Below are 15,850 nucleotides of genomic sequence, written 5' to 3'. Positions count from 1 at the left end.
CATCGCGCGTCAATCCGGCTTGATCTGAATGGTATACCAGATGACCGCGCGTGGCGGGTACCCGGGTCAGGGGAGAGAATGCAAACTGGCAGAGCCATCATGAAGCCTTCCGCCCGTCCCGGGGCGGCCAGCCCGGGCATGCGGCGCAGAGCCCGGGGGGCGGCGGTCCAGGCCGGGCGCCAGAACGGCGTGGTCCCGCCGGGTCTGGGGCGCCTTGCATCGAGCAAGGCGTCGGGCGCGACAGGCCCCGGCTTAGCCGATTCCGGGGCGTATATCGGCCAGGCCCGCTCCGGCCTGATGCGCGCGGGGAGGCGCGCCTTTGATCCAGATGGAATTTTCGACCCGGCGGCGATCGTCGCGCAGGCGATCGGGCGGCATCATCAGTATCTCGACGGCTTCTTCCTGTTCCTGGGCGCCGTGTTGGCCCCGGGGAAGGATCGCGACGCGCCGGGGCTGGGCTTTATCCATCCTCCGGGCGACGTGGTCACCATCTCGGGGCCCGACCTGGGGAGGCAGCGCAACCTGGTGCGGCATTCGACGGAGGCTCCGGAATGGACCTTGGGCGCTGATGCGCGACCTCGCGGCGCGGGGCCTGTCGTGAAGGGCCGCGCGGCATGAATTCTTTCCTGGCAGTCGGCGAATGCATGGTCGAACTCGCGCAGATGCAAGGGAACCTCTACCGCAGGGGCTTTGCCGGCGACACGTTCAACACCGCCTGGTACGCGCGCCGGCTGCTGCCTGCCGATTGGCAGGTTTCCTACGCAAGTTGCATCGGCAACGACGCGGCTTCGGATGAAATGGCAAGGTTCATCGCGGCACAGGGGATCGATACCGCCGCGTTGCGCCGTGTGCCGGACCGGACGGTCGGCCTTTACATGATTTCACTCGACGAAGGCGAACGCAGCTTTTCCTATTGGCGTGGGCAATCGGCGGCGCGGCTGCTGGCCGAGGACGGCGATTGGCTGGCGCGGGTGCTTGCCGGGCACGCCGTGATCTACCTGTCGGCAATCACCCTGGCGATCCTGCCGCCCGACGGGCGGACGCGGTTGTGCGACGCTATGCGGGTGGCGCGCACGCAGGGCGCGTTGGTCGCCTTCGACACCAATCTGCGCCCCAGCCTTTGGGAAAGCGGGGCGGCGATGCGCGCCGGGCTGATGCGGGCGGCAGAGGTCGCCGATCTGGTGCTGCCCAGCTTCGACGAGGAAGCCGCGCTGTTCGAGGATGCGACCCCGGGCCAGACGGTGGCGCGCTACCGCGCGGCGGGCGCGCGAAGCGTGATCGTGAAGAACCGGGGAAGGCCGATCACGGGCTTCGCGCCCGATTGCGGTGATTTCAGCTTTGCTCCGGTACCGGTGGCGCGGGTGGTCGACAGTACCGCGGCGGGGGACAGTTTCGCGGCCGCGTTGCTGGCCGGGCTGGCGACGGGCAAGGATATGCTGCGATCGGTCAGGGCCGCCGCAGAGCTGGCGGCCAAGGTGATCGGCGCGCCGGGCGCATTGGTTCGTTCGTCCGTTCCTGGGGCCGCCGAAGGGCGCGGCGCCTGAGTCTTCGGCCCTCGGTCCTTGGCCGCGGCCTTGCGGATTTTACGCGCGGCCAACCGAACGCGGCCCCGCGGGCCTTGCGAAACCCGCGATGCCGCAACGCAGCAACGTTTCTCACGATTGCGTTTCGAAGGCTTACAAGCGGGGAGGCGCGACCCCATCGTGTGAGAGACGGGACCGGGGAAAACGCAAGGAAATGACCATGGCTGGCAAGGATGAGACAGAAATTCCGCGCCGCGGCGAAGAGCAGATCCTGGTTCTGCAGGGCGGCGGCGCGCTGGGCGCCTTTCAGGCCGGCGTCTTCGAGGGCCTTTCAGCGCGCGGCGTGATACCGGATTGGATCGCGGGCATATCGATCGGCGCGGTCAACGCGGCGCTGATCGCCGGCAACCGCCCCGAGCATCGCCTGGAACGGCTGCGGGCCTTCTGGCAGCTGGTGACCTCGGGCACCGGATGGGCCGCACCGATGCTTTGGCCCTTCGGCCGCAAGGCGATCAACGAAACCTACGCCGGCCAGGCGATGCTGACCGGCATCCCCGGCTTCTTCCGGCCACAGATCCCGCCCGCGGCGCTGCGCCTTCCCGGCACGGTCGAGGCGCTGGGCTACTACGACACCTCGCCGCTGCGCGACACGCTGCTTGAGCTGGTCGATTTCGACTATCTCAACGGCGAGGGGCCGCGCCTGTCCGTCGGCGCGGTGAATGTCGAAACCGGCTCGATGACCTGGTTCGACAGCGACCGGCGCGAGATCGGGCCCGAACATATCATGGCCTCGGGCGCGTTGCCGCCGGGCTTTCCGCCGGTCGAGATCGACGGAGACCTCTACTGGGATGGCGGATTGCTGTCGAACACGCCGCTGCAATATGTGCTGTTCGAGGCCGCGACCGTGGCCGACAAATGCGTCTGGCAGGTCGATCTGTTCAAGGCGCAGGGACAGGTGCCGGCCACGGTCTGGGATATCGAGGGCCGGATACAGGACATCCGCTATTCCAGCCGGACGCGGCTGAACACCGATCTGTTGCGGCAACTCTATGAAGAGGCCGGCAAGACCTATGACGCGTTCCAGGCCCTGCCCAGGGAGATGCAGGAAGATCCGCGCGTCAAGGCGCTGATAGATTGCCGCTTCCAGACGCGGTTGAGCATCGTGCATCTGATCTACCGCCAATCGAAGAATGAAAGCGAGTCGAAGGACTACGAGTTCTCGCGCCGCTCGATGCTGGATCACTGGGCCTCGGGGGTGGCGGATGTGGCGGAGACGATGGACCATCCGGACTGGCGCGGGCGGCTGCAAAAGAGCGGCGCGGTGCATACCTTCGATCTGACGAAATCCGGCCGGGCGGAATCCGAATCCCGCCGCCGGGCGCGCGAGGCGCATGCAGCGCGCGCCGCCCTTGCCCCGGCCCGCCGCAGCAGGAGTACCGCGAAATGAAGATCGCCGATGTGAAAGCCCGCGCCTTCTCGATGCCTCTGGCCAACCCCTCCTATCCGCGCGGCCCCTACCGCTTCGTGGATCGGGAATTCCTGACCATCACCTATCGCACCGACATGGAGGCCCTGCGCGCCGTGGTGCCCGAACCCCTGGAGGTGGCCGAGCCGCTGGTGAAATACGAATTCATCCGCATGCCCGATTCCACCGGCTTCGGGGATTACACCGAATCCGGGCAGGTCATCCCGGTGCGCTTTCAGGGGCGTGACGGTGGCTATACCCATGCGATGTACCTCAACGACGAAAGCCCGATCGCCGGCGGGCGCGAGATCTGGGGTTTCCCCAAGAAGTTCGCGCAACCCAGCCTGACGGTCGAGAAGGACACGCTGGTCGGCACCCTCGACATGGGGCCGATCCGGGTGGCGATGGCGACGATGGGCTACAAGCACAAAGCACTGGATCTGAAGAAGGTCGAGGCGCAGTTGAAGGCGCCGAACTTCCTTCTGAAGATCATCCCGCATGTCGACTGCAGCCCGCGGATCTGCGAGCTGGTCGAATACCATCTCGAGGATATCACCGTGAAGGGCGCCTGGGAGGGGCCCGCGGGGATAGAACTCTATTCCCATGCGTTGGCCCCGGTCGCGCAATTGCCGGTGCGCGAGGTGATCGGCGCCACCCACATTCTGACCGACCTGACCCTCGGGCTTGGCAAGGTCGTCCACGATTACATGGAGGACGGGAAGTGACCCCGCCGCCCGCAACGACAGGAGATCGAAGATGAACATGAAGGGCAAGATCTGCATCGTCACCGGCGCCGCGCGCGGCATCGGCATGGCGATCGCCAAGCGCTATGTGCAGGACGGGGCGAAGGTGGCGATCGCCGACCTGAACCTTGACGAAGCGAAGAAGACCGCGGCCGAGTTGACGAAGATGGGCCCGGGCGAGGCGATGGGCATCGCGATGAACGTCACCGACGAGGTCGTGGTGAACGCCGGCGTCGAAGAGGTCGCGAAGGCCTGGGGCGGCATCGATGTGCTGGTGTCGAACGCGGGCATCCAGATCGTCCACAAGTTAGAGGATTTTCCCTTCGAGGATTGGAAGAAGCTTCTGTCGATCCATCTCGACGGTGCCTTCCTGACGACCAAGGCTTGCATCCCGCATATGAAGACGCGCGGCGGCGGTTCGGTGATCTACATGGGCTCGGTGCATTCGAAAGAGGCCTCGCCCCTGAAATCGGCCTATGTGACCGCCAAGCACGGGCTTCTGGGCCTGGCGCGGGTGGTGTCGAAGGAAGGGGCGGAATACGGGGTGCGCGCCAACGTGATCTGCCCGGGCTTCGTCAAGACGCCGCTGGTCGAGAAGCAGATCCCCGAACAGGCAAAGGAACTGGGGATTTCGGAAGAAGAGGTGGTGAACAAGATCATGCTGGGCGACACCGTCGACCAGGAATTCACCACTGTCGAGGACGTGGCCGAGCTGGCCTGGCTCTTCGCCGCCTTCCCCACGAATGCGCTGACCGGCCAGTCGATGGTGGTCAGCCATGGCTGGTACATGAACTGAACCAGCCACCCTCCGGTGCCGCTCCCCAAGACGGCATCAGCCCTGCCGGATCAGTGTCCGGCAGGGCATTTCCGTGTCGCCCCCTGCCGCCGGTTTGCAGCGGGTTACGCTAAGTCAGTTGACATTCACGTCATCAGCGTCTGGCCCGCCTGGAACGGTGGGCTATATCGGTCCGGAAACCGCGAATTCATGTGGGGGCACGCCGATCGGGCGCGATGACTGGCCTTCCGGCGGGCGAAGAGGACGGAGTTGAGCGTGAAAAAGCTGAAGCTGATTGCCGCGGCCGGCCTGGTTCTGGCCATCGCGGCCGGCCTGTGGTTCTGGTGGCAATACGAAGATCTTCACCCCTCGACCCAGGACGCCTATCTACGTGCCCATATCGTTCAGATATCGGCCCAGGTGGCCGGACAGGTTGCCCAGGTCGATGTGCACGAGAACCAGAAGGTCGAGAAGGGAGAGGTGCTGTTCCGTCTCGATCCCGCGCAATACCGCAATGCCTATGACGCGGCCAAGGCGCAGGAAAAGATGGCCCAGGAGGCGGTGCAATCCTCTTCGGCGGCGATCAGCGCGGCGGAACAGGTGGTGGCCAGCGCCAAATCGGCGCTGAACACCGCGACGCAACAGCTGGCGCGCTCCAAGGCGCTGTTTGCAAAGGGTAATATCTCGCAATCGGTGCTGGAACAGCAGCAATCGGCCGAGGCCTAAGGCCAAGGCGGATCTGGATTCCGCACGCTCGAACCTGACACAGGCGCGGTCGGAGGCGGAAAGCAAGCGCGACAACCTGGCGGCGGTGCAGGCGCAGTTGGCGACGGCAAAGCTGAACCTCGACCACACGGTGATCAAGGCGCCGGCCAGCGGCTGGATCGCCAATCTCGATCTGCGCGCGGGCTCGACCGTGACGGCCTATGCGCCGCTTTTCGCGCTGGTCGAAAGCGGGCACTGGTGGGTGCAGGCGAACTTCAAGGAAACCGCGCTTGGCCGCATTCGACCGGGCCAGCCGGTGACCATCCATGTCGACATGCTGCCCGGCGTCACGCTGAAGGGGCATGTCGAGTCCGTAGGCTACGGCTCGGGCTCGACCTTCTCCCTGCTGCCGTCCGAGAACGCCAGCGGCAACTGGGTGAAAGTGACCCAGCGCTTTCCCGTCCGGATCGCGCTGGACAAGACCGACGTCACGCTGCGTACCGGGGCCAGTATCTCGGCCACCGTCGATACCGTCGCCGGCCATGGGGACAGCGCGCGATGACCAGCGCCGCCGGCCCTTCCGACGCGACGACCGCGCCGGCGGCGGGCGGCGGCGGGTTTCGGGTGACCATCGTCATCGCGGTGGTGCTGTCGGCGATTCTCGAGGTGCTGGATTCGACCATCGTCAACGTCGCGCTGCCCGATATCCAGGCGGCCTTCGGCGCGACCAACGACCAGATCACCTGGGTGCTGACCTCTTACATCGTCGCCTCGGTCGTGGTGATGCCGCTGACCGGGTTCCTGTCGAAGAGGATCGGTCGGCGGCGGCTGATCCTGACGGCGATCACCGGGTTTGCGCTGTTCTCGATGCTGTGCGGCCTGTCGTGGAGCCTGGGGACGATGGTGCTGTTTAGGCTGGGCCAGGGCCTGTTCGGCGCCTTCCTGATCCCGTTGTCGCAATCGATCCTGTTCGACAGCTTCCCGCGCGAAAAGCGCGGCCAGGCGATGGCAATGTTCGGCCTGGGCATCGTGGTCGTCCCGGTCACCGGCCCGACGCTGGGCGCCCTGCTGACCGAGACCTTTTCCTGGCGCATGGTGTTCTTCGTCAATCTGCCGATGGCGATTCTGGCGCTGTTGCTGATCGCCGGGGAACTGCCCCCCGACAAGCCCGAGAAGATCCGTACCGACTGGACGGGTCTGGCGCTGATGGCGCTGGCGATCGGGACCTTGCAATTCGTGATGGATCAGGGGGGCACGCTGGATTGGCTTTCGTCGCGGGTGATCCAGGTCGCGCTGATCGCGTCGGCCGTCGCGGCGCTGTTCTTCATGGTCCACGGGCTGGAGCGGGGCGAGCGCAATATCGTCAACCTCAAGCTTTTCGCCGACCGCAACTTCAGCGCCGCCTGCCTGGTGATCGCGGGCTTCGTGGTGACGATGTTCGGCACGATCGCGCTGCAACCTTTGTTCGTGCAGAACCTGCTGGGCTATTCGGTGCTGGACGCGGGCTACATGTTCATCCCGCGCGGCCTGGCGGAGGGCTTTTCCATGGTGATCACCGGGGCGGTGCTGTCGAACAAGATCGACGGTCGGTTGCTGGCCGCGGTGGGGCTGGTGCTGACCGGTGCGGGGAACCTGATGCTCGGGGCGGTGAACCTGAACGCGGGCTTCTGGCAGGTGACCTGGCCGGGTGCGGTATCGGGGCTGGGCGTGGGGCTGGTCTTCGTGCCGCTGTCGACGCTGGCGTTCGAGCGGATCTCTTCCGAACATCAGGACGAGGCCTCGGGGCTTTACAATGTGACGCGGCAGCTTGGGTCTTCGGTGGGGATCGCGGCGGTGGGCGCGCTTCTGACCCACGCCGTCTCGGTGAATTCGGCGCGGCTGACCGAACATGTCACGCCCTATGCGGCGGCGGTGCAAAGCTATCTGCATCCGCTAGGGCTAAGCCCCGACACCGCCCAGGGCGCCGCGGTGCTGTCGGCAGAGGTCGCGCGCCAGGCGGCGTTGCTGTCCTTCACGCAGGTCTTCACCGCGACCGGCTGGCTGGCCTTCGCCTTGCTGCCGATCCTGCTGATCATGACCCGATCGCAGGGCCACGGCGGTGCGCCGATGGCCCACTGACCCGCGGACCGTCCTTCCAGTGGACATTTGGCCGTCTTTGTGAAACAGCAGCGGCCAACAGGAGTTCGAGATGACCACCACCCGCTTCGCCCCGTCGCCCACCGGTTACATCCATGTCGGCAACCTGCGCACCGCGCTGATGAACTTTCTCATCGCGCGCAAGGCCGGCGGCACCTTCATCCTGCGTCTCGACGACACCGACCAGGAGCGCTCGAAACAGGAATATGCCGACGCGATCATGGCCGATCTCGAATGGCTGGGCCTGACCTGGGACCGGGTGGAACGCCAATCCGCCCGCCTCGACCGCTATGCCGAGGCCAAGGCGCAGCTGCAGGCCGCGGGCCGGCTTTACGAGGTGTTCGAAACGCCGACCGAGCTGGACCTGAAGCGCAAGAAGCAGCTCAACATGGGCAAGCCGCCGGTCTATGACCGCGCCGGGCTGGGGCTGTCGGAGGCCGACAAGGACAGGCTGCGCACCGAGCGCCCCGGCTACTGGCGTTTCCGGCTGGAGCATGAGCGGATCGAGTGGACCGACGGCATCCTCGGCGATATCTCGATCGACGCGGCCAGCGTGTCGGACCCGGTGCTGATCCGGGCGGACGGGCAGGTGCTTTACACCTTCGCCTCGTCGGTCGACGATACTGACATGGGCGTGACCCATATCGTGCGCGGCGCTGACCATGTGACCAATACCGCGACGCAGATCCAGATCATCGAGGCGCTGGGCGGCACGCCGCCGAGCTTTGCCCACCATTCGCTGCTGACCGGCCCGCAGGGCGAGGCGCTGTCGAAACGCCTGGGTACGCTGTCGCTGCGCGACCTGCGCGCCCGTGGGGTAGAGCCGATGGCGCTTTTGTCGCTGATGGCGCGCCTGGGGTCCTCGCAGCCGGTGGAGCTGTTCGGTTCACTCGACGAACTGATCGCGGGCTTCGACATCTCGGCCTTCGGCGCGGCGCCGACCAAGTTCGACGCCGAGGATCTGTTTCCGCTGACCCGCGCCCATGTGCAGGCGCTGCCGTTCGCGGCGGTAGCGGAGCGGATCGCGGGGCTGGGCGTGCCCGACGATCTGGCCCAAACCTTCTGGAAGGTCGCAAGCCAGAACATCACCGTGCTCGACGATCTGGGCGATTGGTGGACGCTTTTCCGCGACGGGGCAGAGCCCGACGTGGCCGAGGAGGACCGCGAATTCATCGCCGAGGCGCTGGCGCTGCTGCCCGATCCGCCCTTTGCGCCCGAGACCTGGGGGAATTGGACCGCGGCGGTGAAGGAAAAGACCGGGCGCAAGGGCAAGGCGCTGTTCATGCCCTTGCGCAAGGCCCTGACCGGACAGGCCTTCGGCCCGGACATGAGCGAGGTGATGCCGCTCTTGCAGAAAGTGCGCGCCAAGGACTAGCCCCGGGGGGCTGTCTGCCCCCCCTCGGCCCTTTGGGCCTTACGCTCCCCCGAGAGTGGTTTTGCCAAGGTGAAAGGGCACCGGCATGCAGGAGAGGCGCGCGCGTTTTCTTCAGGGCAATCTGTTTCGCCATATCACGGTGATGGCGCTGTCGGCCTCGGCCGGGCTGATCGCGGTGTTCCTGGTCGATTTCGTCGACATCCTGTTCATCTCGATGCTGGGGCGTGACGAGTTGACGGCGGCGCTGGGCTATTCGGCGGCGGTGCTGTTCTTCACCACCTCGATCGGGATCGGCATGGCGATCGCCACCTCGGCGTTGGTGGCCCGGTCGCTGGGCGCGGGCGACGGCTGGGAGGCGCGGCAGAGCGCCACCAGCGCGCTGCTCATCGGCGCCGGGGTCGGCGTGGTCTTTGCGGTGCTGGTCTGGGCCAACCTGGGTGTCATCCTGACCGGGCTGGGCGCGGCGGGCGCGGTGCGCGACCATGCGATGGCCTATCTTTCGATACTGGTGCCGTCGCTGCCCTTCCTGCTGGTGGCGATGGCCGGGGGGGCGGTGCTGCGTGCCCATGGCGACGCGCGCCGGGCGATGCTGGTGCAGATGGTCGCGGCGCTGGTGAATGCGGTTCTGGACCCGATCTTCATCTTCGGGCTCAAGCTCGACATCGTCGGCGCGGCGATGGCCTCGGCCATTGCGCGGGCGGTGATGGCGGCGGTCGCGCTGTGGACGATCCAGCGCTATCACCGGGGGTTGGCGCGGCCGGTCGCGTCGCGGGTGCTGGCCGATCTGCGGCCGGTGATGGCGATCGGAGGTCCGGCGCTGATGACGCAGATGGCGTCGCCCATCGGGCAGGCCTATGTGACCCGCGCAATGGCGGATTTCGGGGCCGAGGCGGTGGCGGGCATGGCCATCATCACCCGCACCGCGCCGATCGCCTTTGCGGTGATCTTCGCGCTGTCGGGCGCCATCGGGCCGATCATCGGGCAGAATTTCGGGGCGCGGCAGGGCGCGCGGGTGGGGCGGGCCTATCGCGACGGGCTGATCTTTGCCGCGTTGTATACAGCCGCGGTGTCTGCGCTGCTGTATCTGCTGGGCGGCGCGATCGCGGATCTCTTCCGGGCCGAAGGGCTGACGCGGCGGCTGGTCTATCTGTTCTGCGGGCCGCTGGCGCTGTTGTTCTGGTTCAACGGGGCGATTTTCGTGTCGAACGCGGCCTGCAACAACCTGGGAAGGCCGCTTCTGTCGACGCTGGTGAACTGGGGGCGCAATACCGTGGGGACGGTCCTGCCGGTGATGCTTTTGGCGCCAGCCTATGGTGCGATCGGGGTGCTGGTCGGGCAGGCGATAGGCGGCATCCTTTTCGGCGTCGCCGCCATCTTCATCGCCCGCGCGGTGATCCGCCGCCAAACGGCGGGGTTTCCGGCCTAGGTCGGGCCTCAGCCCCGGATCACCGTGGCGGCCAGCGTGGCCAGATGGTCATCGACCAGTTGCGTCTCGGCGGCCGAAAGCCGCTGTGCCCGCGCATAGCGCGGCGCGGCGCGGTCGTTCAGTATCGGCGCGTCCCAACCCGCCGTGGTGTCGAAGAACCGCGCGGCGCCCGCCTCGCCGAATTCGTTCAGGAAACCCTGCACCACCACGTCGAGATAGCTAAGCAATACCGGATGGCGGACCGAGGGCGCCGCTGCCACCGGCCGCGGCACCGCATAGATCTGCACCGTGATCGTGCGTCCGACCGGGTGGCGCACGCCCGCGCCGGGCAGAAGGTGGCGGTCATAGGCGGCCTCGCGTTCGTCGAGCGCGGCCCAGTCGGCGTTGGGGATCGAGGCGACCAGCCCCTCGATCTTGCTACCCTTGCAGGGCTCGGCCGAAAGATAGGCGACGGGGCGCAGCGCGGTGTGACGCCAGACCCGCCGCCAGCCGGAAAGTGTGGCGGGATGGGCCTCGGGGTAGGCATGAGTCGCGCGGTTCACGAGCGAGCCGTAGCCGAAGAAGAAATCCTGGGTCATGGCCCGCAGGCTTGCCTGAAAGCCGCTGTGACCGCAAGCGTCGCGACGGTCATAGGCAGGCATCTTGGCGGCTGAGACCAGGCGCGATCTTGCGGGCAAGATTTCCCATGCGAAGGCAGGAGGTGAAACCCCGGTTCCGCCTCTTCGCCCCCCCTTGCCAGCCGCCCCCGGTTCGCGATATGGCGAGGGTGTCGGATAGGGGAGAAGCCGGGCCAGCGCGCCCGGTGCCGAAGGAGCAACCGCCCCGGTAAACTCTCAGGCGCAAGGGACCCGTCCGACGCACAGACTCTGGAGAGACCCCGCATACGGGGCGCCGAAGGGATAGCGATCTCAGGCGGAAGGACAGAGGGGGCATCGTAGCGGGCCAGGGCCCGGTTTTGCGGTGCCGGCATGAACCGGCGGAATAGGGGGGTGGCATGGCCGACCTGAAGCGCACGGTTCTTCACGACCTGCATCTGGAACTGGGGGCCAGGATGGTGCCTTTCGCGGGCTACGAGATGCCCGTGCAATACCCCATGGGCGTGCTCAAGGAACATCTGCACACCCGCGCGGCGGCGGGTCTGTTCGATGTCAGCCATATGGGCCAGGTGATCCTGCGCCCCCTGTCGGGGCGGCTGCAAGATGCCGCCGCCGCCTTCGAGACGCTGATGCCCGTCGACGTGCTGGGCGTGAAGCCCGGGCGCCAGCGCTACGGGCTGTTGACCGCGCCCGACGGCGGGATCCTCGACGACCTGATGTTCGCCAATCGCGGCGATCATCTTTTCGTTGTCGTCAATGCCGCCTGCAAGGATGATGACATCGCCCATTTGCGCGCCCATCTTACCGGCGCCTGCGCGGTCGAGGAAATCACCGACCGGGCGCTGATCGCGCTGCAGGGCCCCACGGCCGAGGCGGTGCTGGAGGCACTGGCCCCCGGTGCGGCGGCGATGCGGTTCATGGACGTCGCGACGCTGACATGGGAGGGCACGGAGATCTGGGTTTCGCGCTCGGGCTATACCGGCGAGGACGGGTTCGAGATCTCGGTCCCCCAAGACCGCGCGGAGGCCTTCGCGCGGGCGCTGCTGGCGCAAGAACCCGTCGTCCCCGTCGGTTTGGGCGCGCGCGATTCGCTGCGCCTCGAGGCCGGGCTTTGCCTTTACGGCCATGACATCGACCGCGGCACTTCGCCCGTCGAGGGGGCGCTGGGCTGGGCGATCCAGAAGGCCCGCCGTGCGGGCGGCGCGCGCGAGGGCGGCTTTCCGGGCGCCGCGCGGATCCTGACCGAACTTGCCGAGGGCCCCGCCCGTCTGCGGGTGGGCCTGCTGCCCGAGGGCCGCGCGCCGATGCGCGAAGGGGTCGAGCTGTTCGCGGCCCCCGAGGGCGGCGCGGCGATCGGCCGGGTCACCTCGGGCGGGTTCGGCCCGTCGCTGGGCGCGCCTGTCGCGATGGGCTACCTGCCCGCCGAACTGTGCCGCAAGGATACGATCGTCTACGGCGATGTGCGGGGCCGGCGTCTGCCCGTCCGCGTCACCGACATGCCGTTCCGTCCCGCCACCTACAAACGCTGAGGTCCCGAGATGAAATATACCGAAGAACATGAATGGCTGCGCACCGAGGGCGACCTTGTCGTCGTCGGCATCACCGAACACGCCGCGACGCAACTGGGCGACGTGGTCTTCGTCGAACTGCCCGACACCGGCACCGAGGTCGCGGCCGGCGACGAGGCGGTGGTGATCGAAAGCGTCAAGGCGGCGTCGGACATCCTGGCCCCGGTCGCGGGCGAGATCGTCGAGGTGAACGCGGCGCTGGCCGACAACCCGGGCCTGGTGAATGAGGATCCGACCGGCGCGGCCTGGTTCTTCAAGATGAAGGTCGCGGATCCCTCGGTGATCGACGGGTTCATGGACGAGGCCGCCTACAAGGCGATGATCGACTGATGCAAGTCACGCGGATCGTTCCGAACCTGCCCGCGCCGGATCCGGCGGCGCTGGCCGCATTCTACCGGAACGTCTTTGGCCTTGAGACCGAACACGACCTGGGTTGGATCGTCTTCCTGACGGCGCCGCCGGATCGGCCCCAGCGCCTTCAACTTGCTTCCGAGGGTGGTTCCGGCACGCCGCTTCCGGCCATCTCGATCGGCGTGGACGACCTCGACGAGGCGCTCGCCCGCGCCCGCGCCGCGGGGATCGAGCCCGAATATGGCCCGGTCGAAGAACTCTGGGGGGTGCGCCGTTTCCACCTGCGCGATCCCGCCGGAAACCTCGTCAATGTCGTGATGCACAACTGAGGCCTCAAATGTCCTACACGCCCACCGCCTATGACCCCTATGATTTCGCCAACCGCCGCCACATCGGCCCCTCGCCCGCCGAGATGGAGGAGATGCTGAAGGCCGTGGGTGCGCCCAGCCTGGAGGCGCTGATCGACGAAACGGTGCCGAAATCCATCCGCCAGGACAAGCCGCTGTCCTGGGCGCCGCTGTCGGAATACGGCCTGTTGGAGCGGATGCGCGAGGTTGCGGCCAGGAACAAGGTGATGACCAGCCTGATCGGGCAGGGCTATTACGGCACCGTCACGCCGCCCGCGATCCAGCGCAACATCCTGGAAAACCCCGCCTGGTACACCGCCTATACCCCCTATCAGCCCGAAATCGCGCAGGGCCGGCTGGAGGCGCTGCTGAACTTCCAGACCATGGTGTCGGACCTGACCGGCCTGCCGGTCGCCAATGCCTCGCTGCTGGACGAGGCCACCGCGGCGGCCGAGGCGATGGCGATGGCGCAGCGGGTGGCGAAATCGAAGGCGAAGGCCTTCTTCATAGACCGCAATTGCCACCCCCAGACCATCGCCGTGGTGCGCACCCGGGCCGAGCCGCTGGGCATCGAGGTGATCGAGGGCGATCCCGCCAAGCTTGACGCCGAAGCCGTGTTCGGGGCGCTGTTCCAATATCCCGGCACCTATGGCCATGTCACCGATTTCACCGACGAGATCGCGGCACTGCATGCCGCCAAGGCCGTGGCGGTGGTGGCGACCGACCTGCTGGCGCTGTGCCTGCTGAAGGAGCCGGGCGCGATGGGCGCCGATATCGCCGTCGGCTCGACCCAGCGCTTCGGCGTGCCGATGGGCTATGGCGGGCCGCACGCGGCCTTCATGTCCTGCCGCGATGATTTCAAGCGCGCCATGCCGGGCCGTATTGTCGGGGTTTCGGTCGACGCGCGCGGCGGCCGGGCCTATCGCCTGTCGCTGCAGACGCGCGAGCAGCACATTCGCCGCGAAAAGGCCACCTCGAACGTCTGCACGGCGCAGGCGCTATTGGCGGTGATGGCGGGATTCTATGCCGTCTTCCACGGCCCCGCCGGCCTGCGTGCCATTGCCGAGCGGGTGCATTTCCTGACCCAGCGCCTGGCCCGCGCGCTGAAGGCCGCGGGCGCCAGGGTCAGCCCCAAGGCGTTCTTCGACACGATCACGGTCGAGGTCGGCGTGGGCCAGGCCGGCATCCTGGCCGCCGCGCGGCACGAGGGGCTGAACTTTCGCAAGATCGGCACCGACCGGGTGGGCATCAGCCTTGACGAGACCACCGACGAAAAGGTGTTGCTGCGGGTGCTGCGCGCCTTCGGGATAGACGGCGTCCCGCCGCACCGCGCCACCCTGGGCTTCCCCGAAGCGATGCTGCGCAGCAGTGATTACCTGACCCACCCGGTGTTTCACATGAACCGCGCCGAAAGCGAGATGATGCGCTACATGCGCCGGCTGTCGGATCGCGATCTGGCGCTGGACCGGGCGATGATCCCGCTGGGCTCCTGCACGATGAAGCTGAACGCCGCGGCCGAGATGATGCCGCTGACCTGGCCCGAATTCGGCGCGCTGCACCCCTTTGCCCCCGCCGATCAGGCCGCCGGCTATGCCGAGGCGATTGGCGACCTTTCGGAAAAGCTATGCGAAATCACCGGATATGACGCCTTCTCGATGCAGCCCAATTCCGGCGCGCAGGGGGAATATGCGGGTCTTCTGACGATCCTGGCCTATCACCGCGCCCGTGGCGAAGGGCATCGCAAGATCTGCCTGATCCCGATGTCCGCGCATGGCACCAACCCCGCCTCGGCCCATATGGCGGGGATGGAGGTGAAGGTGGTGAACTCGGCCCCGAACGGCGATATCGACCTTGACGATTTCCGCGCCAAGGCCGAGGCCGCGGGCGAAAATCTGGCGGCCTGCATGATCACCTATCCCTCGACCCATGGGGTGTTCGAGGAAACCGTGCGCGAGGTTTGCAAGATCACCCACGACCATGGCGGCCAGGTCTATATCGACGGGGCCAACATGAACGCCCTGGTGGGGCTGGTGAAGCCGGGCGACATCGGCGGCGACGTGAGCCACCTGAACCTGCACAAGACCTTTGCCATCCCCCATGGCGGCGGCGGCCCGGGCATGGGCCCGATCGGGGTGCGCGCCCATCTGGCGCCGCATCTACCGGGGCACCCGGAAGGTGGCCCGGCGACCGACGCCGGCCCGGTCAGCGCGGCGCCGCTGGGGTCGGCCTCGATCCTGCTGATCAGCTGGGCCTATTGTCTGATGATGGGCGGGCCGGGGCTGACCCAGGCGACGCGCGTGGCGATCCTGAATGCGAACTATGTCGCCGCGCGGCTGTCGGGCGGGTATGAGGTGCTGTTCATGGGCAACCGGGGCCGCGTGGCGCATGAATGCATCCTTGATACACGGCCCTTCGCCGATGTCGGCGTGACCGTGGACGATATCGCCAAGCGGCTGATAGACAACGGCTTTCACGCGCCCACAATGTCCTGGCCGGTGGCCGGAACCCTGATGGTGGAACCGACCGAGAGCGAAACCAAGGCCGAACTCGACCGCTTCATCACCGCGATGCTGTCGATCCGCGACGAGATCCGGGCGATCGAGGCGGGCGAGATCGACCCAGCCTCGAACCCGTTGAAGCACGCCCCCCATACGGTCGAGGACCTGGTGGCCGAATGGGATCGCCCCTATCCGCGCGAACAGGGCTGCTTCCCCCCCGGCGCCTTCCGGGTGGACAAGTACTGGCCGCCGGTGGGCAGGGTGGACAATGTCTACGGCGACCGCAATCTGGTGTGCATCTGCCCGCCGGTTGAAAGCTACGCCGACGCGGCTGAATAGGGC

Annotated in this window: 15 protein-coding genes and 1 riboswitch; of the genes, 14 read left to right on the top strand and 1 reads right to left on the bottom strand. The window is 67.0% G+C overall.

The window, feature by feature from the left end:
• Positions 1-297: 297 nt before the first annotated feature.
• The 10 genes from BLV97_RS21260 to BLV97_RS16830 all read left to right on the top strand — a co-directional run bounded on the left by BLV97_RS21260 (position 298) and on the right by BLV97_RS16830 (position 10,148).
• Positions 298-618, top strand: coding sequence for a hypothetical protein (locus BLV97_RS21260; protein WP_160169150.1), 321 nt, complete (start codon positions 298-300; stop codon positions 616-618).
• Positions 615-1,544: a sugar kinase gene (locus tag BLV97_RS16865; RefSeq protein ID WP_035839427.1), complete on the top strand. Its 930-nt coding sequence runs from the start codon at positions 615-617 to the stop codon at positions 1,542-1,544. Before BLV97_RS21260 ends, BLV97_RS16865 begins: the two co-directional genes overlap by 4 nt.
• Before the next feature lie 199 nt (positions 1,545-1,743).
• A complete protein-coding gene (locus BLV97_RS16860; RefSeq protein WP_092164159.1) occupies positions 1,744-2,970 on the top strand; it encodes a DUF3734 domain-containing protein in 1,227 nt (408 codons plus the stop codon).
• Positions 2,967-3,713, top strand: coding sequence for an acetoacetate decarboxylase (locus tag BLV97_RS16855; protein WP_035839424.1), 747 nt, complete (start codon positions 2,967-2,969; stop codon positions 3,711-3,713). Before BLV97_RS16860 ends, BLV97_RS16855 begins: the two co-directional genes overlap by 4 nt.
• A 31-nt stretch (positions 3,714-3,744) precedes the next feature.
• Positions 3,745-4,527: a 3-hydroxybutyrate dehydrogenase gene (locus BLV97_RS16850; protein ID WP_035839421.1), complete on the top strand. Its 783-nt coding sequence runs from the start codon at positions 3,745-3,747 to the stop codon at positions 4,525-4,527.
• Positions 4,528-4,782: 255 nt separating this feature from the next.
• Positions 4,783-5,232: an HlyD family secretion protein gene (locus BLV97_RS21665; RefSeq protein WP_035839418.1), complete on the top strand. Its 450-nt coding sequence runs from the start codon at positions 4,783-4,785 to the stop codon at positions 5,230-5,232.
• 97 nt (positions 5,233-5,329) lie between these two features.
• The gene (locus BLV97_RS21660) at positions 5,330-5,773 is read left to right on the top strand and encodes an HlyD family secretion protein (RefSeq protein WP_244521054.1); all 444 of its coding nucleotides are present in this window, start codon (positions 5,330-5,332) and stop codon (positions 5,771-5,773) included.
• The gene (locus tag BLV97_RS16840; RefSeq protein WP_035839415.1) at positions 5,770-7,329 is read left to right on the top strand and encodes a DHA2 family efflux MFS transporter permease subunit; all 1,560 of its coding nucleotides are present in this window, start codon (positions 5,770-5,772) and stop codon (positions 7,327-7,329) included. The genes BLV97_RS21660 and BLV97_RS16840 overlap by 4 nt, the downstream gene beginning before the upstream one ends.
• A 70-nt stretch (positions 7,330-7,399) precedes the next feature.
• On the top strand, positions 7,400-8,722 hold the full coding sequence (gltX, locus tag BLV97_RS16835; RefSeq protein WP_035839412.1) for a glutamate--tRNA ligase: 1,323 nt from the start codon (positions 7,400-7,402) through the stop codon (positions 8,720-8,722).
• A gap of 85 nt (positions 8,723-8,807) precedes the next feature.
• Entirely contained in the window at positions 8,808-10,148 is a 1,341-nt protein-coding gene (locus tag BLV97_RS16830) for an MATE family efflux transporter (RefSeq protein WP_035839409.1), read from the top strand.
• 8 nt (positions 10,149-10,156) lie between these two features.
• Here BLV97_RS16830 and BLV97_RS16825 read toward each other — a convergent pair whose 3' ends face one another.
• Positions 10,157-10,726, bottom strand: coding sequence for a gamma-glutamylcyclotransferase family protein (locus BLV97_RS16825; protein ID WP_092164158.1), 570 nt, complete (start codon positions 10,724-10,726; stop codon positions 10,157-10,159).
• Positions 10,727-10,914: 188 nt separating this feature from the next.
• A riboswitch (glycine riboswitch) is annotated at positions 10,915-11,007 on the top strand.
• Between the two features lie 135 nt (positions 11,008-11,142).
• Between BLV97_RS16825 and gcvT the strand changes: the two genes are divergently transcribed.
• From gcvT to gcvP, 4 genes are read left to right on the top strand one after another with little or no spacing between them, the layout of a single operon-like run.
• The gene (gcvT, locus tag BLV97_RS16820) at positions 11,143-12,273 is read left to right on the top strand and encodes a glycine cleavage system aminomethyltransferase GcvT (protein WP_035839403.1); all 1,131 of its coding nucleotides are present in this window, start codon (positions 11,143-11,145) and stop codon (positions 12,271-12,273) included.
• 9 nt (positions 12,274-12,282) lie between these two features.
• Positions 12,283-12,642: a glycine cleavage system protein GcvH gene (gcvH, locus tag BLV97_RS16815; protein ID WP_035839400.1), complete on the top strand. Its 360-nt coding sequence runs from the start codon at positions 12,283-12,285 to the stop codon at positions 12,640-12,642.
• Positions 12,642-12,992 (top strand): VOC family protein, encoded by a 351-nt coding sequence (locus tag BLV97_RS16810; RefSeq protein WP_035839398.1) that lies wholly within the window; start codon positions 12,642-12,644, stop codon positions 12,990-12,992. Before gcvH ends, BLV97_RS16810 begins: the two co-directional genes overlap by 1 nt.
• An 8-nt stretch (positions 12,993-13,000) precedes the next feature.
• Positions 13,001-15,847 carry an aminomethyl-transferring glycine dehydrogenase gene (gcvP, locus tag BLV97_RS16805; RefSeq protein ID WP_035839396.1) on the top strand — a complete coding sequence of 949 codons (2,847 nt, stop codon included), beginning with the start codon at positions 13,001-13,003 and terminating at the stop codon, positions 15,845-15,847.
• Positions 15,848-15,850 lie beyond the last annotated feature (3 nt).

Origin of the sequence: Allgaiera indica (assembly GCF_900106675.1) — a bacterium.
Lineage (GTDB): Bacteria > Pseudomonadota > Alphaproteobacteria > Rhodobacterales > Rhodobacteraceae > Acidimangrovimonas > Acidimangrovimonas indica.
Note: the sequence above shows the minus strand (reverse complement) of the source record. Positions and strands in the feature narration are given on the sequence as shown.

Coding starts and splice junctions, on each gene's coding strand:
- BLV97_RS16825 (WP_092164158.1), bottom strand. CDS start 10,726: ATGACCCAGGATTTCTTCTTCGGCTACGGCTCGCTCGTGAACCGCGCG.
- BLV97_RS16850 (WP_035839421.1), top strand. CDS start 3,745: ATGAACATGAAGGGCAAGATCTGCATCGTCACCGGCGCCGCGCGCGGC.
- BLV97_RS21260 (WP_160169150.1), top strand. CDS start 298: ATGCGCGCGGGGAGGCGCGCCTTTGATCCAGATGGAATTTTCGACCCG.
- BLV97_RS16830 (WP_035839409.1), top strand. CDS start 8,808: ATGCAGGAGAGGCGCGCGCGTTTTCTTCAGGGCAATCTGTTTCGCCAT.
- BLV97_RS16810 (WP_035839398.1), top strand. CDS start 12,642: ATGCAAGTCACGCGGATCGTTCCGAACCTGCCCGCGCCGGATCCGGCG.
- BLV97_RS16860 (WP_092164159.1), top strand. CDS start 1,744: ATGGCTGGCAAGGATGAGACAGAAATTCCGCGCCGCGGCGAAGAGCAG.
- BLV97_RS16855 (WP_035839424.1), top strand. CDS start 2,967: ATGAAGATCGCCGATGTGAAAGCCCGCGCCTTCTCGATGCCTCTGGCC.
- gltX (WP_035839412.1), top strand. CDS start 7,400: ATGACCACCACCCGCTTCGCCCCGTCGCCCACCGGTTACATCCATGTC.
- gcvP (WP_035839396.1), top strand. CDS start 13,001: ATGTCCTACACGCCCACCGCCTATGACCCCTATGATTTCGCCAACCGC.
- gcvH (WP_035839400.1), top strand. CDS start 12,283: ATGAAATATACCGAAGAACATGAATGGCTGCGCACCGAGGGCGACCTT.
- gcvT (WP_035839403.1), top strand. CDS start 11,143: ATGGCCGACCTGAAGCGCACGGTTCTTCACGACCTGCATCTGGAACTG.
- BLV97_RS16865 (WP_035839427.1), top strand. CDS start 615: ATGAATTCTTTCCTGGCAGTCGGCGAATGCATGGTCGAACTCGCGCAG.
- BLV97_RS16840 (WP_035839415.1), top strand. CDS start 5,770: ATGACCAGCGCCGCCGGCCCTTCCGACGCGACGACCGCGCCGGCGGCG.